The 24,490-nt window shown below is 40.7% G+C and carries 39 protein-coding genes and 1 other annotated feature; of the genes, 36 read left to right on the forward strand and 3 right to left on the reverse strand.

The window, feature by feature from the left end; all coding sequences use genetic code 11:
• Nucleotides 1-58: 58 nt before the first annotated feature.
• The 3 genes from OCV43_RS00005 to OCV43_RS00015 all read left to right on the forward strand — a co-directional run bounded on the left by OCV43_RS00005 (nt 59) and on the right by OCV43_RS00015 (nt 2,238).
• The gene (locus OCV43_RS00005) at nt 59-685 is read left to right on the forward strand and encodes a DUF4367 domain-containing protein (protein WP_262623098.1); all 627 of its coding nucleotides are present in this window, start codon (nt 59-61) and stop codon (nt 683-685) included.
• Between the two features lie 213 nt (nt 686-898).
• Nucleotides 899-1,216: a hypothetical protein gene (locus OCV43_RS00010; protein WP_262623099.1), complete on the forward strand. Its 318-nt coding sequence runs from the start codon at nt 899-901 to the stop codon at nt 1,214-1,216.
• Between the two features lie 119 nt (nt 1,217-1,335).
• Complete coding sequence (locus tag OCV43_RS00015; protein WP_262623100.1) at nt 1,336-2,238, forward strand: conjugal transfer protein TraX; 903 nt, start codon at nt 1,336-1,338, stop codon at nt 2,236-2,238.
• A gap of 87 nt (nt 2,239-2,325) precedes the next feature.
• On the opposite strand, the gene OCV43_RS00020 is transcribed toward OCV43_RS00015, so the two are convergent.
• From OCV43_RS00020 to OCV43_RS00030, 3 genes are all read right to left on the reverse strand, one after another.
• On the reverse strand, nt 2,326-4,320 hold the full coding sequence (locus tag OCV43_RS00020; RefSeq protein WP_227700833.1) for a 2-isopropylmalate synthase: 1,995 nt from the start codon (nt 4,318-4,320) through the stop codon (nt 2,326-2,328).
• Between the two features lie 86 nt (nt 4,321-4,406).
• Nucleotides 4,407-4,637, reverse strand: a binding site (T-box leader).
• A gap of 76 nt (nt 4,638-4,713) precedes the next feature.
• A complete protein-coding gene (locus tag OCV43_RS00025; protein WP_227700832.1) occupies nt 4,714-5,367 on the reverse strand; it encodes a zinc ribbon domain-containing protein in 654 nt (217 codons plus the stop codon).
• Nucleotides 5,368-5,565: 198 nt separating this feature from the next.
• A complete protein-coding gene (locus tag OCV43_RS00030) occupies nt 5,566-6,384 on the reverse strand; it encodes a hypothetical protein (protein ID WP_022242794.1) in 819 nt (272 codons plus the stop codon).
• 159 nt (nt 6,385-6,543) lie between these two features.
• Between OCV43_RS00030 and putP the strand changes: the two genes are divergently transcribed.
• From putP to OCV43_RS00195, 33 genes are all read left to right on the forward strand, one after another.
• The gene (gene putP / locus OCV43_RS00035; protein ID WP_227700831.1) at nt 6,544-8,115 is read left to right on the forward strand and encodes a sodium/proline symporter PutP; all 1,572 of its coding nucleotides are present in this window, start codon (nt 6,544-6,546) and stop codon (nt 8,113-8,115) included.
• A 38-nt stretch (nt 8,116-8,153) separates the two neighbouring features.
• Nucleotides 8,154-8,333 (forward strand): hypothetical protein, encoded by a 180-nt coding sequence (locus OCV43_RS00040; protein WP_262623101.1) that lies wholly within the window; start codon nt 8,154-8,156, stop codon nt 8,331-8,333.
• A gap of 192 nt (nt 8,334-8,525) precedes the next feature.
• Complete coding sequence (rpsJ, locus tag OCV43_RS00045; RefSeq protein WP_022242792.1) at nt 8,526-8,837, forward strand: 30S ribosomal protein S10; 312 nt, start codon at nt 8,526-8,528, stop codon at nt 8,835-8,837.
• 92 nt (nt 8,838-8,929) lie between these two features.
• A complete protein-coding gene (gene rplC / locus OCV43_RS00050) occupies nt 8,930-9,613 on the forward strand; it encodes a 50S ribosomal protein L3 (protein WP_022242791.1) in 684 nt (227 codons plus the stop codon).
• Between the two features lie 27 nt (nt 9,614-9,640).
• The gene (rplD, locus tag OCV43_RS00055; protein WP_022242790.1) at nt 9,641-10,261 is read left to right on the forward strand and encodes a 50S ribosomal protein L4; all 621 of its coding nucleotides are present in this window, start codon (nt 9,641-9,643) and stop codon (nt 10,259-10,261) included.
• Nucleotides 10,261-10,560, forward strand: coding sequence for a 50S ribosomal protein L23 (gene rplW / locus OCV43_RS00060; RefSeq protein WP_022242789.1), 300 nt, complete (start codon nt 10,261-10,263; stop codon nt 10,558-10,560). The genes rplD and rplW overlap by 1 nt, the downstream gene beginning before the upstream one ends.
• Nucleotides 10,561-10,628: 68 nt before the next feature.
• Nucleotides 10,629-11,471 (forward strand): 50S ribosomal protein L2, encoded by an 843-nt coding sequence (gene rplB, locus OCV43_RS00065; protein WP_022242788.1) that lies wholly within the window; start codon nt 10,629-10,631, stop codon nt 11,469-11,471.
• Between the two features lie 18 nt (nt 11,472-11,489).
• A complete protein-coding gene (gene rpsS, locus OCV43_RS00070; protein ID WP_022242787.1) occupies nt 11,490-11,771 on the forward strand; it encodes a 30S ribosomal protein S19 in 282 nt (93 codons plus the stop codon).
• 27 nt (nt 11,772-11,798) lie between these two features.
• Complete coding sequence (gene rplV / locus OCV43_RS00075; protein WP_022242786.1) at nt 11,799-12,185, forward strand: 50S ribosomal protein L22; 387 nt, start codon at nt 11,799-11,801, stop codon at nt 12,183-12,185.
• A 10-nt stretch (nt 12,186-12,195) separates the two neighbouring features.
• Nucleotides 12,196-12,852: a 30S ribosomal protein S3 gene (gene rpsC, locus OCV43_RS00080; protein WP_022242785.1), complete on the forward strand. Its 657-nt coding sequence runs from the start codon at nt 12,196-12,198 to the stop codon at nt 12,850-12,852.
• A complete protein-coding gene (gene rplP, locus OCV43_RS00085) occupies nt 12,852-13,289 on the forward strand; it encodes a 50S ribosomal protein L16 (RefSeq protein WP_022242784.1) in 438 nt (145 codons plus the stop codon). Before rpsC ends, rplP begins: the two co-directional genes overlap by 1 nt.
• A complete protein-coding gene (gene rpmC, locus OCV43_RS00090; RefSeq protein WP_022242783.1) occupies nt 13,279-13,488 on the forward strand; it encodes a 50S ribosomal protein L29 in 210 nt (69 codons plus the stop codon). Before rplP ends, rpmC begins: the two co-directional genes overlap by 11 nt.
• 64 nt (nt 13,489-13,552) lie before the next feature.
• The gene (gene rpsQ / locus OCV43_RS00095; RefSeq protein ID WP_022242782.1) at nt 13,553-13,810 is read left to right on the forward strand and encodes a 30S ribosomal protein S17; all 258 of its coding nucleotides are present in this window, start codon (nt 13,553-13,555) and stop codon (nt 13,808-13,810) included.
• 18 nt (nt 13,811-13,828) lie between these two features.
• Nucleotides 13,829-14,197 carry a 50S ribosomal protein L14 gene (gene rplN, locus OCV43_RS00100; protein ID WP_022242781.1) on the forward strand — a complete coding sequence of 123 codons (369 nt, stop codon included), beginning with the start codon at nt 13,829-13,831 and terminating at the stop codon, nt 14,195-14,197.
• 13 nt (nt 14,198-14,210) lie between these two features.
• On the forward strand, nt 14,211-14,522 hold the full coding sequence (rplX, locus tag OCV43_RS00105; protein WP_022242780.1) for a 50S ribosomal protein L24: 312 nt from the start codon (nt 14,211-14,213) through the stop codon (nt 14,520-14,522).
• A gap of 24 nt (nt 14,523-14,546) precedes the next feature.
• Entirely contained in the window at nt 14,547-15,086 is a 540-nt protein-coding gene (rplE, locus tag OCV43_RS00110) for a 50S ribosomal protein L5 (RefSeq protein WP_022242779.1), read from the forward strand.
• Between the two features lie 17 nt (nt 15,087-15,103).
• A complete protein-coding gene (locus OCV43_RS00115; protein WP_022242778.1) occupies nt 15,104-15,289 on the forward strand; it encodes a type Z 30S ribosomal protein S14 in 186 nt (61 codons plus the stop codon).
• Between the two features lie 115 nt (nt 15,290-15,404).
• The gene (gene rpsH / locus OCV43_RS00120; RefSeq protein ID WP_022242777.1) at nt 15,405-15,809 is read left to right on the forward strand and encodes a 30S ribosomal protein S8; all 405 of its coding nucleotides are present in this window, start codon (nt 15,405-15,407) and stop codon (nt 15,807-15,809) included.
• Nucleotides 15,810-15,999: 190 nt separating this feature from the next.
• Complete coding sequence (gene rplF / locus OCV43_RS00125) at nt 16,000-16,539, forward strand: 50S ribosomal protein L6 (protein WP_022242776.1); 540 nt, start codon at nt 16,000-16,002, stop codon at nt 16,537-16,539.
• A gap of 18 nt (nt 16,540-16,557) precedes the next feature.
• Nucleotides 16,558-16,926: a 50S ribosomal protein L18 gene (gene rplR / locus OCV43_RS00130; RefSeq protein ID WP_022242775.1), complete on the forward strand. Its 369-nt coding sequence runs from the start codon at nt 16,558-16,560 to the stop codon at nt 16,924-16,926.
• An 18-nt stretch (nt 16,927-16,944) separates the two neighbouring features.
• Nucleotides 16,945-17,454: a 30S ribosomal protein S5 gene (gene rpsE, locus OCV43_RS00135; protein ID WP_022242774.1), complete on the forward strand. Its 510-nt coding sequence runs from the start codon at nt 16,945-16,947 to the stop codon at nt 17,452-17,454.
• Between the two features lie 13 nt (nt 17,455-17,467).
• On the forward strand, nt 17,468-17,647 hold the full coding sequence (rpmD, locus tag OCV43_RS00140; protein ID WP_022242773.1) for a 50S ribosomal protein L30: 180 nt from the start codon (nt 17,468-17,470) through the stop codon (nt 17,645-17,647).
• 25 nt (nt 17,648-17,672) lie between these two features.
• Nucleotides 17,673-18,113 carry a 50S ribosomal protein L15 gene (gene rplO, locus OCV43_RS00145; RefSeq protein WP_022242772.1) on the forward strand — a complete coding sequence of 147 codons (441 nt, stop codon included), beginning with the start codon at nt 17,673-17,675 and terminating at the stop codon, nt 18,111-18,113.
• Nucleotides 18,113-19,429 (forward strand): preprotein translocase subunit SecY, encoded by a 1,317-nt coding sequence (secY, locus tag OCV43_RS00150; RefSeq protein WP_022242771.1) that lies wholly within the window; start codon nt 18,113-18,115, stop codon nt 19,427-19,429. Before rplO ends, secY begins: the two co-directional genes overlap by 1 nt.
• Nucleotides 19,430-19,546: 117 nt before the next feature.
• A complete protein-coding gene (locus OCV43_RS00155; protein WP_022242770.1) occupies nt 19,547-20,191 on the forward strand; it encodes an adenylate kinase in 645 nt (214 codons plus the stop codon).
• Between the two features lie 3 nt (nt 20,192-20,194).
• The gene (gene map, locus OCV43_RS00160) at nt 20,195-20,977 is read left to right on the forward strand and encodes a type I methionyl aminopeptidase (protein ID WP_022242769.1); all 783 of its coding nucleotides are present in this window, start codon (nt 20,195-20,197) and stop codon (nt 20,975-20,977) included.
• Nucleotides 20,959-21,225, forward strand: coding sequence for a KOW domain-containing RNA-binding protein (locus OCV43_RS00165; RefSeq protein WP_262623102.1), 267 nt, complete (start codon nt 20,959-20,961; stop codon nt 21,223-21,225). Before map ends, OCV43_RS00165 begins: the two co-directional genes overlap by 19 nt.
• 19 nt (nt 21,226-21,244) lie before the next feature.
• Nucleotides 21,245-21,463: a translation initiation factor IF-1 gene (gene infA, locus OCV43_RS00170; RefSeq protein WP_022242767.1), complete on the forward strand. Its 219-nt coding sequence runs from the start codon at nt 21,245-21,247 to the stop codon at nt 21,461-21,463.
• A gap of 170 nt (nt 21,464-21,633) precedes the next feature.
• Nucleotides 21,634-21,747 (forward strand): 50S ribosomal protein L36, encoded by a 114-nt coding sequence (rpmJ, locus tag OCV43_RS00175; RefSeq protein ID WP_003022746.1) that lies wholly within the window; start codon nt 21,634-21,636, stop codon nt 21,745-21,747.
• A 262-nt stretch (nt 21,748-22,009) separates the two neighbouring features.
• Complete coding sequence (gene rpsM, locus OCV43_RS00180; RefSeq protein WP_022242766.1) at nt 22,010-22,378, forward strand: 30S ribosomal protein S13; 369 nt, start codon at nt 22,010-22,012, stop codon at nt 22,376-22,378.
• A 50-nt stretch (nt 22,379-22,428) separates the two neighbouring features.
• Nucleotides 22,429-22,821, forward strand: a complete 393-nt coding sequence (rpsK, locus tag OCV43_RS00185) for a 30S ribosomal protein S11 (RefSeq protein ID WP_022242765.1) — start codon at nt 22,429-22,431, stop codon at nt 22,819-22,821.
• Nucleotides 22,822-22,839: 18 nt separating this feature from the next.
• Entirely contained in the window at nt 22,840-23,433 is a 594-nt protein-coding gene (gene rpsD, locus OCV43_RS00190; protein ID WP_022242764.1) for a 30S ribosomal protein S4, read from the forward strand.
• Between the two features lie 59 nt (nt 23,434-23,492).
• On the forward strand, nt 23,493-24,455 hold the full coding sequence (locus OCV43_RS00195) for a DNA-directed RNA polymerase subunit alpha (RefSeq protein WP_022242763.1): 963 nt from the start codon (nt 23,493-23,495) through the stop codon (nt 24,453-24,455).
• Nucleotides 24,456-24,490 lie beyond the last annotated feature (35 nt).

Below are 24,490 nucleotides of genomic sequence, written 5' to 3' on the forward strand. Positions count from 1 at the left end.
TTAAACCGCCTTCAGCCCTTTATTTTCAAGGCTTGAAAGCGGTTTTCATCAACACATTTTGTCCTATAACTCAAAACATATGATACCGGCACTTTATCCGGTGCATGGCAGACGGCGTGTCATTATGGTTGTGGCAGTACTTATATTGATTCTCGGAACAACCGTAATGGGCAGAGGCTTTTTCCAGAGTCCGCTCGGAAAATATATTCTGACCGGGTATACCGACCATGTGCAACTGAATCTGGGCGAACCGGAGAATCTGGAAATGGTGGCAATAGAGGACAACGAGAAGAACACAATGGAGATTGGTGCTGAACCGGATTCGGAGGAAGACTTCGAATTTGTCTGCAAGAAACCGCAGTGGGTGCCGGAAGGGTATACCTTGGTGAAAGAGGTTCATGAAGAAGAATGGGGAACATATGAACAATGTTATACAAACGATAAGGAACAAGGCATGATGTATTGGCAGATGCGCAACGATATAGTAGATAATCTAGGAATCAGTTCTAATGGAAGTGAACAGCAGGAAGTTATGATTGAGAATCTTAAAGGATATTTTATTCCGGATGATACATTGGATGAAGAAAGAGGAAATTTCGTTTGGGAAGATGGAAAGTATCTTTACATGATTGCAGGAGATTTAACAAAAGAAGAATTAATCAGGATGGCAGAAACAATAAAATAGTAAGTGAAATAAAATAATATTAAAAAATTGGAAAAAATTGTCATAAAACCTCTTTTTCGGTTGTTACATAAGTAGAACAGGTGGAAAGGAGGTTTTGTAATGAAAAGAAAAATATTAAAAAAGAAAATCCTGAGTATTGTTTGTACATTATGTCTTTGCATGTGTATGACTGGTGGTAGCACCGTAGTGTATGGCGCAGGTGTTGATAGTTGTGTGGACAGAATAGTAGAAGCAAGATATGCCAATATTGCAGCCTATAGTACAGGGCTAAAGCTGAATGGTTCTACATTTGCAGCACGTGCATTGGTTAATGCCAAAGTAAAAGCATCTATATCAACTACTATGACATTGCAGAGACAGTCAGGTAAGAGCTGGTCGGATGTAACAAGCTGGTTTGATTCTACAACAGGCTATAGCTTGGATTTGACTAAGAATTATGTCGCTGGCACAAGAGGAAATTATCGTGTACGTGCAGTTTATACTGTGAATGGTGAAACAATAACAACATATAGCAGTACAGTTGCCTATTAGCAGTAAAGGGAGAAAGTTATTTCGAGATATAAGAATGAGCAAAAAATACGAGAGAAAAGCACGAGAGGCATGAGCAATATTTATATCGACGGTAAAATCGGTATATCAGAGGATGAAAAATGAACATATTCACAATCAAAATCATAGCATTAATCCTGATGCTGATGGACCATATAGGCGAGTTCTTTCCGGACTCGCCTATATGGTTTCGGTGGCTGGGAAGATTAGCGGCACCGCTGTTTTTCTATGCACTGGCGGTGGGGTTCCATCATACAAGAAATCGAAAGAAATATCTGCTGCGCCTATATCTGGCAAATGTCGGAATGGTGTTTTTTAATCAGATTATGCGTATGCTACAGAGAAAACTGGATTATGTGGCATATGAACCGACGAATCATAATATATTTACAACCCTGTTTTGTGCTGGCGTGCTTATCTGTATATGGGAAAGTCGGAAAGAGAAGAAAAAGTTTTTTACATACATTGGAATATATATCTTCTGGCAGGCTATGGTAATGGGACTTGCAGTTCTGGCAGAGGCGTTTGATTACGTATGGCGCAGTAATACGCTATTGCAAACTGTTTTGCAGACAGATTATATTTTTCCTCTTCTGGGCGGAATCTGGGATGTGGAAGGAGGCGTATTCTTTATTGCATTGGGAGTCTGTTTGTATTGTGCAGTAGAGGACAGGTGGAAGCTTACACTGTATTATATTCTATTTTGCGGAACATATCTGTTGATGTGCGAAGGAGATATCCTGTATCGGATAATGAATCGATTTTCTTTCTGGGGCTATCATAAATTAGCGGATATCATATATGTGGGAAGCTGGAGCACGGGCATTCCCCTTGGAACATCGGATTTATCCCTGCTTACGGAGTTCTATCAATGGATGATGATAGGCGCATTGCCAATTATGCTGGCGTGCAACGGAAAGCGTGGCAAAAGCCTTAAATGGCTGTTTTATGCGGCATATCCGCTGCAATTTCTGGTATTGTATGGTATAAGTTATTATAAATAAGAAAGGTATATCGGCTGCTGCCGGTATACCTTTTTTTGCGGGAAACTTGCAAGTAGTATTCCTTTGATTGAATTCTTAAATCAAGATTTATTTACTACAGGAATTGCGGTACTGTACCGGTGTCATCTCGTATTTCTTTTTAAAGAGGCGGTTGAAATGTTCTACATTCTGATAACCCACGGAGTATGCAATGTTTTCAACAGTCATATTTCCGTTCTTTAAAAGAGTTCTTGCTTTTTTCATGCGGACACCCTGAACCAGTTCAACGAATGTTTGACCGGATTTTTCCTTAATATATTTGGAAATGTACGGCTCAGAGAGATGGAACTGTTTTGCCATATCCTCTAAGGTAACGGTCTGGTAGTTTGTCTGAATGTAATTCTTCATTTCCATTAAGCGCTTATCCTGAATCTCAACACTGGATTTTATGGAAGGAACCTGGTTTACTGCAACAACCAGTGCGCTGATAGAGGATCTGATGATATCGTCGTCGATGCCAACACCCCAGTACATCTGACCATAGCAGGTGATTCCTACATAGGACATAGCTTTGGAAGAAGAACCATGGCTCAAAGCGTGCTCTTCGTATACGGACAGCTCATAGCTGATGCCGAAGTACTGTTTGATAATGTTGCTGACAGCATCCAGACGGCCATTTCCGTTGGCACTTACCAGGTGGTTCTGTCCACCATGAACAATAGTAGCTTCTGCCATAATACCATCCACCTGTTTGAAGTGGCATTCTTCAATCTGGAAGTAAGGCTGGCGTTTTACATACTTATCTTCAAAGATTTCATATACCCACTGTGGAGACAGCTCTTTGTGCTCTTCATCGGAAACATGTTTTACCAGATAACCGACTTCCTCACGCATTTTCTCTGGCAGAGAAATGCCAAAGTTCTGTTTCAAAATGTAGTTTACGCCACCTTTACCGGACTGGCTGTTGATACGGATAACGTCAGAATCGTAAGTTCTGCCCACATCCATTGGGTCAACCGGAAGATAAGGGACAGACCACTCGTTGAGTTTTTTCTCTTCACGCCATGCCATACCTTTGGCAATGGCATCCTGATGGGAACCGGAGAAAGCGGTAAATACCAGATCACCGGCATATGGCTGACGTTCGTAAACGTGCATTCTGGTAAAACTTTCATATTTCTCACGGATTGCAGGCAGGTTAGAGAAGTTAAGTTTCGGATCAACGCCGTGTGAGAACATATTCATGGCAAGTGTGATGATATCTACATTACCGGTACGCTCACCATTACCGAAAAGAGTTCCTTCGATACGGTCGGCTCCGGCAAGAATACCAAGCTCTGCGTCACAGACACCGCAGCCACGGTCATTGTGTGGATGCAGGGAAAGTGTTACGGCATCACGATATTTCAAATGTTTGTGAATGTATTCTACCTGAGTGGCAAATACATGCGGCATTGCATTTTCGACAGTGGTTGGAATATTAATGATTGCTTTATTAGAAGCCTTTGGCTGCCATACATCAAGTACTGCGTTGCAGACTTCCACGGCATAGTCCACTTCAGTTCCCGGAAAGCTTTCCGGGCTGTATTCGAAGGAGAAGTTACCTTCAGTCTCAGAAGCCAGTTTATTCAAAAGCTTTGCCCCGTCAATGGCGATCTGTTTTACTTCCTCTTTACTCTTTTTAAATACCTGCTCACGCTGTGCAACAGAGGTAGAATTGTAAAGATGAATGACTGCGTGCGGAGCACCTTTTACCGCTTCAAAGGTTTTCTTGATGATATGCTCTCTTGCCTGGGTCAGAACCTGGACGGTAACATCGTCCGGAATCATATTGCGGTCGATTAAGGCGCGCATAAAGTTGTATTCTGTCTCGGAAGCAGCAGGGAAACCAACTTCAATTTCTTTGAAACCGATTTTAACCAGCATTTCAAAGAACTGCAGCTTTTCCTCTAAGCTCATCGGCTCAATCAGAGCCTGGTTGCCATCACGTAAATCAACGGAGCACCAGATAGGCGGCTTGTCGATATAATCCTTCTTTACCCAGTCATAAGTACATTCAGGCGGCATAAAATATGCACGCTGATATTTTTCATATCCTTTCATATTGAACCTCCAAAAAAATATTCTGATTATGTTGCAGTGTTACTCGCGTAAAAAAAATCTTCCGTCTCTATCATTCGAAGATGAATCATAGAGACGAAAGAAAACTTTCGCGGTACCACTCTATTTCATGTTGTTACATGCACTCATTGGCACTATCATGCCATTCCCGGGTAACGGTGGGAGTCCGTCGCGACCTACTATAGGGTTCAGCCGGCAGCTTCAAGGCGAGTTCACTGTATTCCTTCTGCCGTCTTGCATCAACCGGCGGCTTTCTGAGAGAATTCCTGACAGTTACTATTCCTTTTCATAGCCTTTTTCAAATGTCTTTGGTAATACTAACACAAAAAAGTGCGTTTGTGTATGATTAAATTTAATCACTTATATTGATATATTTTAATAAGGAATCTGACCGCTCTTGCTATATTTATTCCAAACACTCTGATACTGGAAAGTTGCCACAATAGCATAAATTGCTGCCACAAGAATCAGCCATCCGCCAAACGTTCCTGACGAAAGGAATACGTAAATGGTATTAATGACGCCATAGACACAAAGTAAAATAGAGCATACACGGCTCTGCGCAAGATGAATAGCAAGTCCGAGTCCGAGCATAATTGCAACATCAATCAGTGAGGTATAAGTATGTAAAAAAGCAATAAGAAGCAGATTAATTCCTACACATATATAAATGATAACAGAAGAAGCAATAATATTTCCTCTGTATTTCTTGCAGAGTGGAGAATGATAGAAATCGTGTTTACTCATTCCCTGTGGAACCTGATTCGGTGCAGCGTATGGATTGCCATAAGGATATTGCTGAGCATTGTTAAACTGAGGCTGTCCATTATAAGGGTTCTGCTGAGCATTGTTAAACTGAGGCTGTCCATTATAAGGGTTCTGCTGAGCGTTATTAAATTGGGGCTGTCCATTATAAGGATTTGGCTGTCCGTTGTATGGACGCTGGTTTGGCATTGGAGCCGGTGCACCGCAGTTCGGGCAGGTTCGAAAGTTATCCGGATATTGTGTTCCGCATGATTGACATTGCATAAAATGTCTCCCCCTTTTGTATTCATTATATTATATTATATAAGGTAATGCAGATGTATTGTATTCAGGTCGTTGACAGAATGAAATCATCTTTCTCTCAAAAACCTTAAAAATATCATCGAATCACCTATATCATATTATTCTATCTGTTTTCCTGATATCTGTAAACAATAAAATAAGAAGAAATCCCCATCTGCCTTACACGCTGGCATCAATATGAGCTGCTTTTTTGCGGAGCCCGGAAAGATGGATATTAATTTCGCGTCGTACAGACTGAGCAGTGACAGGTTCTTCACCAGACTTATCGTCATGCTCTGCTTTGACCAAATCGGCAGTGTGCTTATCTGAGCCATCATCCGCTGCACCCACAGACTCTTCGGCAGAATCTGAACCGGAAGAGATTTCTGCATTATCGGTAGAATCGGATGTCGTTGCATCGGTTGAATCGGCAGAACTTTTATCCTTATCGGCTGGACTTACATCTTCGTAAGGCTCTTTGTCCGGTTTTGTCTGATATTCCGGCGTCTTGGTATAATCATTGTGTTCTTTTTCAATGGCATAGGTACGCTTTAAAATCTGCTCTAACATAGCCTTTTTCTTGGCTTTTGGAATGTGTGGGTCATTGGAAACCGTCTTAACCTCAGACATAAACTGTCCCATTTTATAGAGTTTTAGCTTCTCAACGTCCTTTTTGGTACGGCAGTTTTGAAGCTGTTTACGGTAAGCTGCCACTTCTTCCTTCAACTTTTCATGTTCTTTTAGGGCATCCGGATTGACTTTTTCTAAATACTGTTCTTCCTCCGGAGTTAATTCCTGACCGGAATCTAATTTTGCCTGAAGCTCCTGCTGGAAATTACTTTCATGCATCTGGGAAATCTGTTCCTGATAATGCTGTAACAGGCGTTCCTCCTGGGTCAGCTCCTGGTTCCGTTCTTTTTTGGTGGGACGCTGCGGGAGCCCCTGTTCCTTCTTGCGTTGGGAAAGAACCACAAGTGAGTTTTCGAGTTTGAGATTCATATCTTTTCCTCCTTGAAAAGTTCTGTGAAAATCCATTTTCACATATGCCGTTTATGAGAATCTACTATATAAATAATATCGGCAAAATAAAATAAGACTTTACAACAAAACAAACAATTGCTATTCTAAATATTAAGTAATTTAAGAGGAGGACATTTTATGTTTAACAGTAACGTGCTGTGGATTCTTGCGGCATTTGTGGTATATATGGGTGTGATGATTGCCATAGGTGCGAAATATATGAAAAGTACAAAGAATTCAGAAGATTATTTTCTTGGAGGAAGAGGCTTAAGCGGCTGGGTGGCAGCATTAAGCGCACAGGCATCTGATATGAGCGGATGGCTTCTGATGGGACTTCCGGGTGCGGTATATGCATTTGGAACCGGTCAGGCATGGATTGCTATTGGACTGTTTATTGGAACGGTCTGCAACTGGATATTTATTTCCGGAAGACTGCGCAGATATACCATCCGTGCCAATAACTCCCTGACTTTACCGGAGTATTTCCAGAATCGTTTCCATGATAAGAAGAATGTGTTGTTGTGTATTTCTTCTATAGTAATAGTCGTATTCTTTCTGGTATATACTGCATCTGCATTTGCAGCAGGCGGAAAATTGTTCCATGCAGTAACCGGTGTTGATTATACCGTAGCTTTAACCATCGGTGCAGTTGTTATTTTACTGTATACCTTCATGGGAGGTTTTATGGCAGTATGTGTAACAGACTTTATTCAGGGAATGCTGATGCTGGTTGCACTTCTTGCGGTGCCTCTGATGGCATATGCGGTGGTAAGTGGCAATGGCGGATTAAGAGAACTTTTAGATGCCAGCGGAGTAGCAGGAGGAAGCGATTCCTATATGAGCCTCTGGCAGAATGGTGGAGAGCCATATCGTGCCATCGATATTATTTCGCAGCTCGCATGGGGATTGGGATATTGCGGAATGCCTCATATCCTGACCAGATTTATGGCGGTAAAGAGCCAGAAAGAATTAAATAAATCCAAAGGTATTGCAATTGTCTGGGTAGCATTATCCTTAACCTTTGCCTGCATCATCGGTGTGGTTGGAAGAGCGTACCTGTATCCGGAAGTGCTTGGAAGCGCCGGGGCAGATTCTGCGGAAAATGTATTCATTAATATGATTACACATTTGTTTACGAAGCAGTATGCATTGCCGTTTGTTGCAGGAATCTTCCTGTGCGGAATCCTTGCAGCAATTATGTCTACTGCAGATTCACAGCTTTTAGTAACTGCATCTTCCGTATCAGAAGATATATACAAAGGTGTAGTAAATAAAGAAGCAAGTGATAAAAAGGTTCTTATGGTCAGTCGTATTACCGTAGTGGTAGTTGCGATTATTGCTTATATCATTGCACTGAATCCGAACAACTCCATTATGGGACTGGTATCCAATGCATGGGCAGGCTTTGGCGCTGCATTTGGACCACTGGTAGTATTGTCACTATTCTGGAAGCGTACGAACAAACCGGGAGCAATTGCAGGAATTGTATCCGGTGGTGTGGCAGTTATCATCTGGGATTATATTCCTTTGATGAAAAACGCAGACGGTGCCATGGTAACACTTGGAACCGGAACCGGAATCTATTCCCTTCTGGTAGGATTCTTCTTAAGTTTAATCTGTATCGTAATTGTGAGTCTTTGTACCAAAGCTCCAAACGAAGAAATGCAGAAAGAATTTGCAGACGTTGCTGACAAGAACATAGAATTATAATAGAAAAGAAAAGCTGTTTATTTGCAAGGGGCAAAAGGGTGCCGGCAAGTAAACAGCTTTTTATAATGAAAAAACAAGGCAGAAGTGAAAATACCGCAAAAAAGATAGAAAATGGATTGTATACAAAAAAATACAATTTTTCTGAAAAAAGTATTGCAAAAGCGAAACCTGTCGTGTATACTAATCCTTGCTGTGACATTGATAGCGTAGAAGCGTGAGGTTGCTGCCCGCTGTGGCAGGTTTTCCGTGGAGCGAATGTCAAGTTAGGAAACTGGCGACAAGTCACTGTATCACGAATATGGTCTACAGAGGTAGAAACAACGTGTGTAAAGCTTATGACACACACGGAGAAGTGTACAGTCACCGCTTGTCGTACTGAATTAAAGTGCGAAAAGGAGGCGACTTTTTTTATGGCAAGTCAAGTAATGAGAATCACATTGAAAGCTTATGATCACAAATTAGTAGATTCATCAGCAAAAAAAATCATCGAGACTGTAAAGAAAAACGGATCACAGGTGAGCGGACCGGTGCCGCTGCCAACTAAGAAAGAGGTAGTTACTATTCTTAGAGCAGTACACAAGTACAAAGATTCCAGAGAACAGTTCGAGCAGAGAACTCATAAGAGACTGATTGATATCATTGCTCCGACACAGAAAACAGTTGATGCATTATCAAGATTAGAAATGCCGGCTGGTGTCTACATCGATATCAAAATGAAATAAAGTCAAAACAAGTAGTAAATCCTGAGGGGCCGCAAGGCTTTCTAGGATGAACGGGAAACCGTTCCGCTGTAGAAAAAACAGGAGGAAAGATAATGAAGAAAGCAATTTTAGCAACAAAAGTCGGAATGACTCAAATCTTCAATGCAGACGGCGTATTAGTGCCGGTAACTGTATTACAGGCTGGTCCTTGTGTAGTAACACAGATTAAAACTGTTGAAAACGACGGATACAGTGCAGTACAGGTTGGTTTTGTTGACAAGAAAGAAAAAGTTGTAAACAAAGATGCCAACGGTAAGAAAGAAATCAGAAACAGACATGGCGTAAACAAAGCTGAAATGGGACATTTCAAAAAAGCTGGTGTGTCTGGAAAGAGATTTGTAAGAGAGTTCAAGCTTGAAAATGCAGCTGATTATAATCTTGCAGATGAAATCAAAGCAGATATCTTTGCAGAAGGCGATCATGTAGACGCAACTGCAATTTCTAAAGGTAAAGGATTCCAGGGCGCTATTAAGAGACTTGGTCAGCATAGAGGACCTATGGCTCACGGTTCTAAATTCCATCGTCATCAGGGTTCCAATGGTTCCTGTTCTACACCTAGCCGTGTATTCAAGGGCAAAGGAATGCCGGGACATATGGGAAGCGTTAAGATTACAACTCAGAACCTTGAAGTTGTAAGAGTAGACGCAGAGAACAACCTGCTTTTAATCAAAGGTGCTGTTCCAGGACCTAAGAAAGCTTTAGTAACAATCAAAGAATCAGTAAAAGCAGCAAAATAGTGCATTTAAGAAAGGAGGAACACACAGATGGCTAAAGTATCTGTTTATAATATGGAAGGCAAAGAAGTTGGCAATATGGACTTAAACGATGCTGTATTCGGTGTAGAAATTAACGAACATCTGGTACACATGGCAGTAGTTCAGCAGTTAGCTAACAATCGTCAGGGAACTCAGAAAGCTAAGACACGTTCTGAAGTATCCGGTGGCGGAAGAAAACCTTGGAGACAGAAAGGAACTGGTCATGCAAGACAGGGTTCAACAAGATCTCCACAGTGGACTGGCGGTGGCACAGTATTCGCTCCAGTACCAAGAGACTATTCTTTCAAATTAAACAAGAAAGAAAAGAGAGCAGCTTTAAAATCTGTTTTAACATCTAAAGTTCAGGAAAATAAATTCATCGTTGTTGATGAGCTGAAATTAGACGAAATCAAAACAAAGAAATTCGCAGAGGTTATGAACAATCTGAAAGCAGACAAAGCATTAGTTATTTTAGGCGATATGGATACAAACGTAATCAAATCCGCTGCAAACATTGCAACTGTTAAGACAACACAGACCAGCGAAATGAATGTATTTGATGTATTGAAATATGACACAGTAGTAGCAACAAAGGCTGCTGTTGAAAAAATCGAGGAGGTGTATGCATAATGGCAAACGTACAGTATTATGATGTAATCCTCAAACCAGTAGTAACTGAGAAGAGTATGGCAGCTATGGGAGAAAAGAAATATACTTTCTTAGTACATCCGGAAGCTAACAAAACCATGATCAAAGAAGCAGTTGAGAAAATGTTCGAAGGCGCTAAGGTTGCCAAGGTTAACACAATGAACCAGGAAGGCAAGAACAAAAGACGTGGTGCTGTAGTTGGAAAAACTGCGAAAACAAAGAAAGCTATCGTTCAGTTAACAGAAGATAGTGCAGATATCGAGATTTTCTCCGGACTGTAAAATCCGGGAAACTCAGCTAGGCACAGAAAAGTGCGATAATAAACTTATTTATTGAAAGGAGAAAAACAATGGGAATTAAGACATACAACCCATATACACCTTCCAGAAGAAATATGACTGGATCTGATTTCTCTGAAATCACAAAGAAGACTCCTGAGAAATCCCTTACAACTTCTTTAAAGAAGAACTCCGGTCGTAACAATCAGGGTAAAATTACAGTAAGACACCAGGGTGGTGGAAACAGAAGAAAATACAGAATCATCGACTTCAAGAGAAGAAAAGATGGTATCCCGGCAACTGTAATCGGAATCGAGTACGATCCAAACAGAACAGCTAACATCGCTTTAATCAGTTATGCAGATGGCGAGAAAGCATATATCCTTGCTCCAGAAGGATTAACAGACGGAATGACTGTTATGAACGGAGCAGAAGCGGAAGTAAGAGTTGGAAACTGCTTACCACTGGAGAACATCCCGGTAGGTACCCAGGTACACAACATTGAGTTATACGCTGGCAAGGGCGGACAGTTAGTACGTTCTGCAGGTAACAGCGCACAGCTGATGGCTAAAGAAGGAAAATACGCAACACTTCGTCTTCCTTCAGGAGAAATGAGAATGGTTCCTCTGAACTGCCGTGCATCCATTGGTGTAATCGGTAACGGTGACCACAACCTTGTAAATATCGGTAAAGCAGGACGTAAACGTCACATGGGTATCCGCCCGACAGTCCGCGGTTCTGTTATGAACCCGAATGACCATCCACACGGTGGTGGAGAAGGTAAGGCACCAGTTGGACGTCCAGGTCCATGTACACCTTGGGGCAAACCTGCTCTTGGACTTAAGACACGTAAGAAGAAAAAAGCTTCTAACAAGTTAATCGTAAGAAGAAGAGACGGCAGAGCTATTAAATAGTAGATAGGAGGAAATAAAATGGCAAGATCACTTAAAAAAGGACCATTTGCAGACGAAAGCTTACTGAAAAAAGTAGATGCTATGAACGCAGCAAATGATAAATCAGTTATCAAGACATGGTCACGTCGTTCCACAATTTTCCCATCCTTCGTTGGACATACAATTGCTGTTCATGACGGAAGAAAACATGTTCCTGTATATGTCACAGAGGATATGGTTGGACACAAACTCGGTGAGTTCGTAGCAACAAGAACTTACAGAGGCCATGGAAAAGACGAGAAGAAATCAGGCGTTAGATAAATAGAATTTTGAAAGGAGGTTTCACTCATGGCAAAAGGACATAGAAGTCAGATTAAGAGAGAAAGAAATGCAGTAAAAGATACTAGACCTTCCGCAAAGTTGTCTTATGCAAGAATGTCAGTTCAGAAAGCTTGTTTCGTATTAGATGCTATCCGCGGTAAAGATGTTGAGACGGCACTTGCGATTGTAACTTACAATCCAAGATACGCATCAAGCGTAATAGAGAAGTTATTAAAATCTGCTATTGCAAATGCAGAGAACAATAACGGAATGAGCACAGAAAACCTTTATGTTGAGGAGTGCTACGCAAACAAAGGACCAACAATGAAGAGAATCAGACCAAGAGCACAGGGTAGAGCTTACAGAATCGAGAAGAGAACAAGCCACTTAACAATTGTGCTGAATGAAAGATAGGAGGGCAAACATGGGACAGAAGGTTAATCCTCATGGCTTAAGAGTCGGCGTTATCAAAGACTGGGATTCCAAATGGTACGCAGAATCTGATTTTGCTGATTTCTTAGTAGAAGACTATAACATCAGAAGATTTCTGAAAAAGAAATTATATGCTGCAGGTGTTTCTAAGATTGAAATCGAAAGAGCATCCGACAGAGTAAAGGTTATCCTTTACACAGCTAAGCCAGGCGTTGTAATCGGTAAAGGCGGAGCTGAAATCGAGAAAGTAAAAGCTGAATTACAGAAATTTACAGACAAGAAACTTGTTGTAGATATCAAAGAAGTAAAGAGACCAGACAGAGATGCTCAGTTAGTAGCTGAGAACATTGCACTTCAGTTAGAGAATCGTGTTTCTTTCCGTAGAGCAATGAAATCCTGCATGGGAAGATGTATGAAAGCTGGAGCAAAGGGTATTAAGGCATCCGTATCCGGACGTCTTGGCGGAGCTGATATGGCTCGTACCGAGTTCTATTCAGAAGGAACTATTCCACTTCAGACATTAAGAGCAGATATCGATTATGGATTTGCTGAAGCAGACACCACATACGGTAAAGTTGGTGTTAAAGTTTGGATTTATAAAGGAGAAGTACTTCCTACAAAAGGAAATAAGGAAGGAGGAGTTCAGTAATGTTAATGCCTAAGAGAGTAAAACATCGTAAACAGTTCCGTGGTTCTATGGCCGGAAAAGCGATGAGAGGAAATAAAATTACAAATGGTTCCTACGGTATCGTAGCACTTGAACCATGCTGGATTCGTTCCAATCAGATTGAGGCAGCCCGTATTGCTATGACAAGATATATCAAGCGTGGTGGCCGTGTCTGGATTAAAATTTTCCCAGACAAACCAGTAACTGCAAAACCAGCAGAAACCCGTATGGGTTCCGGAAAAGGAACTTTAGAGTACTGGGTAGCTGTAGTAAAACCAGGACGTGTATTATTTGAAATCTCTGATGTATCTGATGAGGTTGCAAAAGAGGCATTACGTCTTGCTACACACAAATTACCTTGTAAATGCAAAGTGGTTTCTCGTGCAGACTTAGAAGGCGGTGAATCAAATGAAAACTAGTAAATATTTAGAAGAATTAAACACACAGTCCGCTGCTGATTTAAAAATGCAGTTGGTTGAAGCTAAAAAAGAACTTTTCAATTTGAGATTCCAGAACGCAACAAATCAGCTGGATAACACGAGCAGAATCAAAGAAGTTAGAAAGAATATTGCCAGAATCCAGACCGTTATTACTCAGAAAGAAAAAGTTGCTGAATAATTTCAAAAGAATCATACCTGCTTAAGCAGGCAAACAGGCAATCATAAATGAAAGGAGATTCGTCGTGGAAGAAAGAAATCTTAGAAAAACACGTGTAGGCGTTGTTGTAAGTGATAAAATGGATAAGACCATTGTTGTTGCTGTTAAAGATAACGTAAGACATGCATTATATAACAAGATCGTAAAGAAGACATACAAATTAAAAGCTCATGATGAGAACAACGAGTGTAAAATCGGTGATACCGTCAGAGTAATGGAAACAAGACCACTCTCTAAAGATAAGAGATGGAGACTTGTAGAGATTATGGAAAGAGCAAAATAATAGAAGGAGGCTACCGGCATGGTACAACAGGAAACCAGACTTAAGGTTGCTGATAACACTGGAGCAAAAGAATTGCTGTGCATCCGTGTTATGGGCGGTTCAACCAGAAGATATGCAAATATTGGTGATGTAATTACAGCTACTGTTAAAGATGCAACACCAGGCGGCGTTGTTAAAAAAGGTGACGTTGTAAAGGCAGTCGTTGTTCGTACAGTAAAAGGTGCTCGTCGTAAAGATGGCTCTTATATCAAATTCGATGAAAACGCTGCAGTTATTATCAAAGATGATAAAACCCCAAGAGGAACTCGTATTTTTGGACCAGTAGCAAGAGAGCTTCGTGAAAAACAGTTTATGAAAATTGTTTCTCTGGCTCCGGAAGTATTGTAGGAGGTACCCGAAAATGGCAAGCTTGAAAATTAAAAAAGGTGATACTGTAAAGGTAATCGCTGGAAAAGACAAAGACAAAGAAGGCAAAGTAATTGCTGTAAATAAGAAAAACAATACTTTACTTGTTGAAGGTATCAATATGGTAACAAAACATGCAAAACCAAGCATGGCTAACCAGCAGGGTGGAATCATCCATCAGGAAGGACCTATTGATGCTTCTAACGTAATGTATCTTCACAAAGGAAAAGCTACCCGTGTAGGTTTCAAAATGGATGGAGATAAGAAAGTACGTTATGCAAAATCTACAGGTGATGTAATCGATTAATCGTAAGAGAGGAGGAGCAGCAAGTTGAGTAGACTTAAAGATCAGTACCAGAACGAGATCATTGATGCAATGACCAAAAAGTTCGGCTATAAAAACATTATGGAAGTACCAAAGCTTTCTAAGATTGTTATCAACATGGGTGTTGGTGAAGCAAAAGAAAACGCTAAAATCTTAGAGTCAGCTATGAAAGATATGGAAACAATTTCCGGTCAGAAACCAGTTACTACAAAGGCAAAGAATTCCATCGCTAACTTCAAGTTAAGAGAAGGAATGCCGATCGGATGTAAAGTTACTTTAAGAGGCGAGAAGATGTATGAGTTCGTAGACCGTCTGGTAAACTTAGCTTTACCACGAGTACGTGACTTTAGAGGAGTTAATCCGAACGCTTTCGACGGTAGAGGTAACTACGCTCTTGGTATCAAAGAGCAGATCATTTTCCCTGAAATTGAATTCGATAAGGTTGATAAAGTAAGAGGAATGGATATTATTTTCGTAACAACTGCAAAGACAGACGAAGAAGCACGCGAATTATTGACATTATTCAATATGCCATTCGCTAAATAAGACAGGAGGGAATTTAAATGGCAAAGACTTCTATGAAAGTAAAACAGCAGCGTAAACAGAAATTCTCTTCTAGAGAATACAATCGTTGCAGAATCTGTGGTCGTCCACATGCATATTTAAGAAAATATGGAATCTGTAGAGTTTGCTTCCGTGAACTGGCTTACAAAGGTCAGATTCCGGGCGTAAAGAAAGCAAGCTGGTAGGCTGTAAAGCCATTCTCTTAGATTGAGTGAGACCGAAGCCCTTGTGGCGTAGGTCGAACTTGACAGAGAACATCTACAATAAAGAAAGAGAAGAATAATAGGAGGCAGACACATCATGACAATGACAAGTGATCCAATTGCAGATATGCTTACAAGAATCCGTAATGCAAACACTGCAAAACATGATACAGTTGATATCCCGGCTTCTAAAATCAAAGTGGCAATCGCAGACATTTTAGTAAGAGAAGGATACATTGCAAAATATGACATCATTGAAGATGGAATCTTTAAGACCATTCGTGTAACCTTAAAATATGGTGCAGATAAGAATGAAAAGATTATTACCGGACTGAAGAGAATTTCTAAACCAGGACTTCGTGTATACGCTGGTAAAGATAATCTTCCTAAGGTACTTGGTGGACTTGGAGTCGCAATTCTTTCCACAAACCAGGGAATCATCACTGACAAAGAGGCTAGAAAGCTTCAGGTTGGTGGCGAAGTATTAGCATTTGTTTGGTAGGCATTGAACACTTGATGAAATCGAGCCGCAGGTGAAGATTGAGGCTAGTGTGAAAGCCGTTCTGTGAGATTACTGAGCGCAAGCCCTTTGGGGTGCAGCGCGAAGTTAGCGAGCAGAACTACCTTAAGAGTATATTCTTAAGGCATAGCGCAGGTAACAATAAACCACAAATTATACAGGAGGTACGGGCATGTCACGAATTGGAAGAATGCCAATCGCAATTCCAGCAGGTGTTACTGTGGAATTAGCAGAAAATAATCAGGTGACTGTAAAGGGTCCAAAAGGAACATTAAGCAGAGTATTACCATCCGAGATGGAAATCAAAGTAGAAGGTTCTGAAGTAACCGTTACAAGACCAAATGATTTGAAGAAAATGAAATCCTTACACGGATTAACAAGAACACTGATTCACAACATGGTTGTTGGTGTAACAGATGGATTTACCAAAGAACTTGAAGTAAATGGTGTAGGTTACAGAGCATCTAAAGCAGGAAAGAAACTTACATTAAACCTTGGATATTCTCATCCGGTAGAGATGGAAGATCCAGAAGGATTAGAGTCTACAGTAGATGGTAACAAGATTATCATCAAAGGTATCGATAAAGAAAAAGTTGGCCAGTACGCAGCTGAAATCAGAGATAAGAGAAGACCTGAACCTTATAAAGGAAAAGGTATCAAATATGCTGATGAAGTTATTAGACGTAAAGTTGGTAAAACTGGTAAGAAATAATTAAAGGAGTGACGAGAGATGGTTAATAAAGAATCAAGAACAGCAGCTCGTGAAAATAAACATAGAAGACTGCGTAATCGCCTGGTTGGAACAGCAGAGAGACCACGTTTAGCTGTGTTTAGAAGTAATAATCATATGTACGCTCAGATTATTGACGATACAGTTGGCAATACCCTCGTAGCAGCATCTACAATGGATAAAGATGTAAAAGCAGCTTGCGAGAAGACTAATAACGTTGATGCAGCAGCACAGGTTGGTACTGCAATTGCAAAGAAAGCATTAGAAAAAGGTATTACAACAGTTGTCTTTGACAGAGGCGGTTTCATATATTCCGGAAAAGTAAAAGCATTAGCTGACGCAGCAAGAGAAGCTGGATTAGAATTCTAATAAGGAGGAAAACAGTACATGAAACGTACAATTATTGATGCTAGTCAATTAGAATTAACAGAAAAAGTGGTATCAATCAAGCGCGTTACGAAAGTTGTAAAAGGTGGACGTAACATGCGTTTCACAGCTCTTGTTGTTGTTGGTGACGGCAATGGTCATGTGGGCGCAGGACTTGGAAAAGCAACTGAAATTCCTGAAGCAATCCGCAAAGGAAAAGAAGATGCTATGAAAAAACTTATCACTGTAAAATTAGATGAGAACAATAGTATTACTCATGATATCAGCGGAAAGCATACTGGTGCATCTGTTTTATTAAAGAGAGCTCCAGAAGGTACCGGTGTTATCGCAGGCGGTCCGGCTCGTAACGTATGTGAGCTGGCAGGAATCGAGAATATTCGTACAAAATCTCTTGGTTCCAACAATAAGCAGAACGTAGTACTTGCTACTATCGATGCTTTAAGCAAACTGAAATCCCCGGAAGAAGTTGCAAAACTTCGTGGATTATCTGTAGAAGAAGTAGTAGGTTAAGGAGGAATAAGAAATGGCAAATTTAAAAATTACACTCGTAAAATCTACTATCGGTGCAGTGCCAAAGAATAAAAAGACAGTAGAAGCATTAGGTCTTAAGAAAATTGGTGCATCAGTTGAACGTCCGGATAACAAAGCTGTTAGAGGAATGATTCAGCAGGTAAGACATTTAGTGAAAGTAGAAGAAATCTAATTATAGAGATAAGGAGGTGCCAGAAATGGATTTATCCAATTTACAGCCGGCATTAGGTTCTAAGCATAGTGATAATTTCAGAAGAGGCCGTGGTCACGGTTCAGGAAACGGTAAGACCGCTGGTAAAGGACACAAGGGACAGAAAGCTCGTTCCGGAGCTCCAAGACCAGGCTTTGAAGGTGGCCAGATGCCTTTATACAGAAGATTACCGAAGAGAGGTTTCAAATGTATTAATTCCAAGACTATCGTTGGAATCAATGTATCTGCTCTTGAAGTATTCGACAACGATGCAGTAGTATCTGTTGAAACTTTACTGGAAAAAGGTATCGTAAAGAATCCAAGAGATGGAGTTAAGATCCTTGGAAACGGCGAACTTACTAAGAAGCTCACAGTTCAGGCTAATGCATTCAGCGCAAGTGCAAAAGAAAAAATCGAGGCTCTTGGTGGAAAAGCTGAGGTGATCTAATGTTTGATACAGTTCGTAACGCATTTAAAGTAAAAGATATTAGAAATAGAATTTTATTTACCTTTTTTATGCTGATTATCATCCGAATCGGTTCACAGTTACCGATTCCGGGTGTTGACCGGAATGTGTTTGCAGACTGGTTTGCTAATCAGAGTAGTGATGCGTTTAACTTTTTCGATGCAGTAACAGGCGGTTCATTCTTACAGATGTCCGTCTTTGCATTGAATATCACACCATATATCACATCTTCCATCATCATGCAGCTGTTGACGATTGCAATTCCAAAGCTGGAAGAGATGCAGCGTGACGGCGAAGAAGGAAGAAAGAAAATTGCAGAGATTACACGTTATGTGACGGTTGCTCTGGCTTTAATCGAAGCAATTGCAATGGCAATCGGATTCTCCAGAAGCGGTTATCTGACCGATAAAGGATGGCTTACGATTATTCAGGTAATTGTAACCTTGACAGCAGGTTCTGCAGTACTTATGTGGATTGGTGAGAGAATTACGGAAAAGGGTGTTGGAAACGGTATTTCTATCGTACTTGTAATCAACATTATTTCACGAATTCCTAACGATTTTGGAACACTGTATGAGCAGTTTGTAAAAGGAAAGATTCCTGCAAAAGCAGTTCTTGCAGTAGTAATTATCGCAGCAATCATTTTAGTAACCGTTGTCTTTGTCGTTGTCCTTCAGGCAGCTCAGAGAAAGATTCCGGTACAATATTCGAAGAAAATTCAGGGAAGAAAACAGGTAGGCGGTCAGTCTACGCATATTCCTCTGAAAGTAAATACCGGTGGAGTTATCCCGGTTATCTTCGCACAGTCTTTAATGCAGTTCCCGGTTGTTATTGCGTCTCTCTTAGGAAAGGGCAATGGAACAGGAATTGGCAGTAAGATTTTAAAGGGATTATCCCAGTCTAACTGGTGTAACCCACAGGAGCCAATCTACAGCATTGGTTTGGCTGTATATCTTGTATTGATTATTGCATTTGCATACTTCTATACATCCATTACATTCAATCCGCTGGAGATTGCGAACAACATGAAGAGACAGGGTGGATTTATCCCGGGTATCAGACCTGGAAAACCAACCAGCGATTATCTGAATCGGATTTTAAATTACATTGTCTTTATCGGTGCGGCAGGCTTATCCATTGTTGCAGTTATTCCAATCTTTTTCAATGGAGTATTTAAGGCAAACGTATCTTTCGGTGGAACATCTATCATCATTATCGTAGGTGTTGTTATCGAGACAATTAAACAGATCGAATCCCAGATGTTAGTTCGTTACTATAAAGGATTTTTGAATGACTAATGTGTACCAGAAGGGGGTGCTGCAAATGCAGCGTCTCCTGTGGTGCACTAAAGTTGTTTATAGAAGAAAAAGCAGATTAGCTTGCAAAGAAGAAGGTAAACAGGAGGTTTTCTTTATATGAAAATTATTATGTTAGGAGCGCCGGGTGCTGGTAAAGGTACACAGGCAAAACAGATTGCAGATAAATATTCTATTCCACACATCTCAACAGGTGATATTTTCCGTGCAAATATCAAAAACGGAACAGAATTAGGAAAGAAAGCAAAACAGTATATGGACCAGGGAGCTTTGGTTCCGGATGAATTAACCTGTGATCTGGTAATGGACAGAATACAGCAGGATGACTGCAAGAACGGCTTCGTACTGGACGGTTTTCCAAGAACCATTCCTCAGGCAGAAGCATTGGATGCAGCACTTGGTAAAATAAACGAGAAGATGGACTATGCAATTGATGTAGATGTTCCAGACGAAAATATCGTAAATCGTATGAGCGGCAGAAGAGCCTGCTTAAATTGTGGAGCAACCTATCATCTTATTTCCATTCCACCAAAGGTAGAAGGAATCTGTGACCGTTGTGGCAGCGAAATCGTATTGCGTGAAGATGATAAGCCAGAGACAGTTCAGAAGAGATTAAAAGTATATCATGAGCAGACACAGCCATTGATTGATTATTATAAGAATCAGGGCATTTTAAAATCTGTAGACGGAACACAGCCGATGGATGAAGTATTCAAAGCCATCGTTACAATCTTAGGAGCGTAAATAATGTCGGTTACGATTAAATCAGCAGAAGAAATAGAGCTGATGCGTCAGGCAGGAAAGTATCTTGCTAAAGTACATCAGGAACTGGAACGTGCAATCAAACCTGGAATCAGCACATGGGAGATTGATAAAATCGGAGAAGAGACCATCCGCAGCCTTGGCTGCGAACCGAATTTCCTGAATTATCAGGGCTATCCGGCATCCGTCTGTGTATCGGTCAACGACGAAGTTGTTCATGGAATTCCAAGAAAAGACCATATTATTAAGGAAGGCGATATCGTAAGCCTTGATACCGGTCTTATCTATAAGGGATATCATTCCGATGCGGCAAGAACCCATGGAGTTGGTGAAATCAGTAAAGAGGCTGCTCTTTTAATAGAAAGAACCCGGGAAAGCTTTTTCCAGGGAATGCAGTATGCAAGAGCCGGAAGAAGGCTTTATGAAATCTCAGGAGCAATCGGAGATTATGCAGAAAGCTACGGCTACGGAGTTGTATATGATCTGGTAGGGCATGGCATTGGAACCCATCTTCATGAGGAACCGGAGATTCCGAATTTCCGTCAGTGGAGAAGAGGACTGAAGCTGAAGGCAGGAATGACATTGGCAGTTGAGCCGATGATAAATGCCGGAAGCCCGGATGTGGAATGGATGGATGATGAATGGACAGTAGTAACCTACGATGGTTCCTTATCTGCACATTATGAAAACACCATTCTGATTACAGAAGGAAGACCGGAAATCCTTACATTGACAGAGGAGGAAAGAGAATGTATCTGGCAAGAGTAAAGGCAGGTCACGACCGGAATCAGTACTATGTAGTGCAGTCACAGGATGAAAAATTCGTCTATCTTGTAAATGGAACCACAAGAACCTGTGACCGGCCGAGAAAGAAAAGCTACAAACATGTACAGCTTGTAAAAAAGCTTCCACAGGAAGTCTTAGAAGCAGTAAATAAACCGGGGCTTACAGAAAATGCAAAAGCAGCAAAGCTGATTAAGGCTTATGGGCAATATATATTAACCAGAAAAGATTGATTTAGCAGGAGGAAAGAAAATGTCAAAGGCAGATGTAATTGAAGTAGAAGGAACAATTTTGGAAAAGCTTCCAAACGCAATGTTTCAGGTGCAGCTTGAGAATGGCCATCAGGTACTGGCACATATCAGCGGCAAATTAAGAATGAATTTCATTCGTATCTTACCAGGTGATAAGGTTACGATTGAGATGTCTCCATATGATCTGACAAAGGGCAGAATTATCTGGAGAGATAAATAAGGAGAAAATTCGAGAAAAGTAGTTGATTTTTCGGATTCTCTATGCTAAAATGCTAAATGGACGCTTTTGTGAAAACAAGGGCATATTATGCTGTTTAGCAGAAAGAAAAGAGAAATACCCATGGAAACAGGTTTTCCGGGGCGCAGGCAAGTAGAAAGGAGGATTATGCTGTGAAGGTAAGATCATCAGTTAAACCTATTTGCGAGAAGTGCAAAGTTATCAAAAGAAAGGGAAGCATCAGAATCATCTGTGAAAACCCTAAGCACAAACAGAGACAGGGTTAATTTCCACTTTGTTTGAAAAATTATGTGCGGCTGCAGCGCATGAGAATGTGCTGTTCATAATATAACGCGAACGCGCGTGGTCTGTTGCGCAGTCCTTACATACCGAGAGGATGCAGCAGATTGTGGCTGGGATTGCTAAGCAATCATTACTATAGGAAGAAAAAGGTGTATGCACACATTTCAGGGCGGGAAACCGCAGCTGCATGGGTCTTTGGAATTCCTTACTATTAACAAAGAAATCTATATGGAGGTGTAAACACACATGGCTCGTATTGCAGGTGTAGATTTACCAAGAGAAAAACGTGTTGAGATTGGTTTGACTTATATCTATGGAATCGGCAGAGTTAGTGCTGACCGTATCCTTGCTGAGGCAAACGTTAATCCTGATACCCGTTGCAGAGACTTAACTGACGACGAGGTAAAAAGAATTAGTGCAGTAATCGATGAGACTCAGGTTGTAGAAGGTGACTTAAGACGTCAGACAGCTCTTGATATCAAGAGATTACAGGAAATCGGATGCTATCGTGGAATCCGTCATAGAAAAGGACTTCCGGTTCGTGGTCAGAAAACAAAGACCAATGCAAGAACAAGAAAAGGTCCTAAGAGAACTGTTGCAAACAAGAAGAAATAATTCTTGGCAACTTTATAATTTTAAATTTAAGAAAGTAGGTTAGTTTAGATATGGCTAAAGTTACAAAAAAAGTGACAAAAAAGCGTGTAAGAAAAAACGTTGAACATGGACAGGCACATATTCAGGCATCCTTCAATAACACCATCGTTACATTAACAGATGCTGAAGGTAATGCATTATCATGGGCAAGTGCCGGTGGTCTTGGATTTAGAGGTTCAAAGAAATCTACTCCATATGCTGCACAGATGGCAGCAGAAACTGCTACAAAAGCAGCTCTTATACATGGATTAAAAACAGTTGATGTTATGGTTAAAGGACCAGGATCAGGAAGAGAAGCAGCAATCCGTGCCCTTCAGGCAGCCGGACTTGAAGTTCTTTCTATTCGTGACGTAACTCCAGTTCCTCATAATGGATGTCGTCCACCAAAACGTCGTAGAGTATAATTAGGAGGGATATCTAAAATGGCAGTAAATAAAGTTCCTGTTCTGAAAAGATGCAGATCTCTTGGTTTAGAGCCAAGTTATTTGGGATATGATAAAAAATCTAACAGAGAATTAAAGAGAGCGAACAAGAAGGTATCTGAGTATGGCCTTCAGCTTCGCGAAAAACAGAAAGCAAAATTCATTTACGGAGTATTAGAGAAACCATTCCGTAACTATTATGATAAAGCAGACCAGATGAAAGGTATGACAGGTACAAACCTGATGACTATCTTAGAGAGCCGTCTTGATAATGTTATCTTCCGTCTTGGATTTGCAAGAACCAGAAGAGAAGCAAGACAGATTGTTGACCACAAATTCGTTACAGTTAACGGAAAGTTAGTTAACATTCCTTCTTACCTGGTAAAAGCTGGCGATGTAATCGAAATCAAAGAGAGCCGTAAAAATTCCCAGAGAATGAAAGATGTCGTAGAAGTAGCTGGCGGCAGATTAGTTCCGGAATGGCTTGATGTTGATGCAGAGAAAATGCAGGGAACCGTAAAAGAGTTACCTTCCAGAGAAATGATTGATGTACCAGTAGACGAGATGCTTATCGTCGAGTTGTATTCTAAATAATCATAAACTAGCGGGCTGAAAGAAGAAACAAATTACCCGAAAGAAGGAGGGGCTTTGTAGTGTTCGATTTTCAAAAACCAACAATTGAAATTGCTGAAATTTCTGAAGACAAAAGATATGGAAGATTCGTATGCGAACCTTTGGAAAGAGGATATGGTACAACACTTGGTAATTCTTTAAGAAGAATTATGTTGTCATCCCTGCCAGGTGCAGCAGTAAGTCAGGTTAAAATCGATGGTGTACTTCATGAGTTCAGTTCTATTCCTGGCGTAAAGGAAGATGTTACTGAAATCATTATGAACATCAAAGAGCTTGCAATCCGTAATAACAGCGCTGATGATGAGCCTAAGGTAGCTTACATTGAGTTCAGTGGTGAAGGCGTTGTTACAGCAGCAGATATTCAGGTAGATCAGGATATTCAGATCATGAATCCGGATTTAGTAATTGCACACTTAAACGGCGGTGCTGATTCCAAATTATACATGGAATTAACCATTACCAAAGGTAGAGGTTATGTCAGCGCAGATAAGAATAAAGATGCAGATTTACCAATTGGTGTAATCGCAGTAGATTCTATCTATACACCGGTAGAGCGTGTGAACTTATCCATTCAGAATACCCGTGTGGGTCAGATTACCGATTACGATAAACTGACACTTGATGTATATACCAATGGAACACTTGCTCCAGATGAAGCAGTCAGCTTAGCTGCAAAGGTATTAAGCGAGCACTTAAGTCTTTTCATTGACCTTTCCGAGAATGCTAAGACAGCAGAAGTCATGATTGAGAAAGAAGACAATGCGAAGGAAAAAGTTCTTGAGATGAACATTGACGAACTGGAGTTATCCGTACGTTCTTACAACTGCTTGAAGAGAGCAGGTATCAATACTGTTGAAGAACTTACAAACCGTACACCGGAAGATATGATGAAAGTTCGTAACCTTGGACGTAAGTCTTTGGAAGAAGTATTAGCAAAATTAAAAGAATTAGGCCTTCAGCTCAATCAGGGCGACGAGGTTTAAGATAACTCAGTGCAGCAGCACCAGTAAGTCCGAAG

This window comes from Roseburia amylophila (genome assembly GCF_025567465.1).
Classification (GTDB): Bacteria; Bacillota; Clostridia; order Lachnospirales; family Lachnospiraceae; genus Roseburia_C; species Roseburia_C amylophila.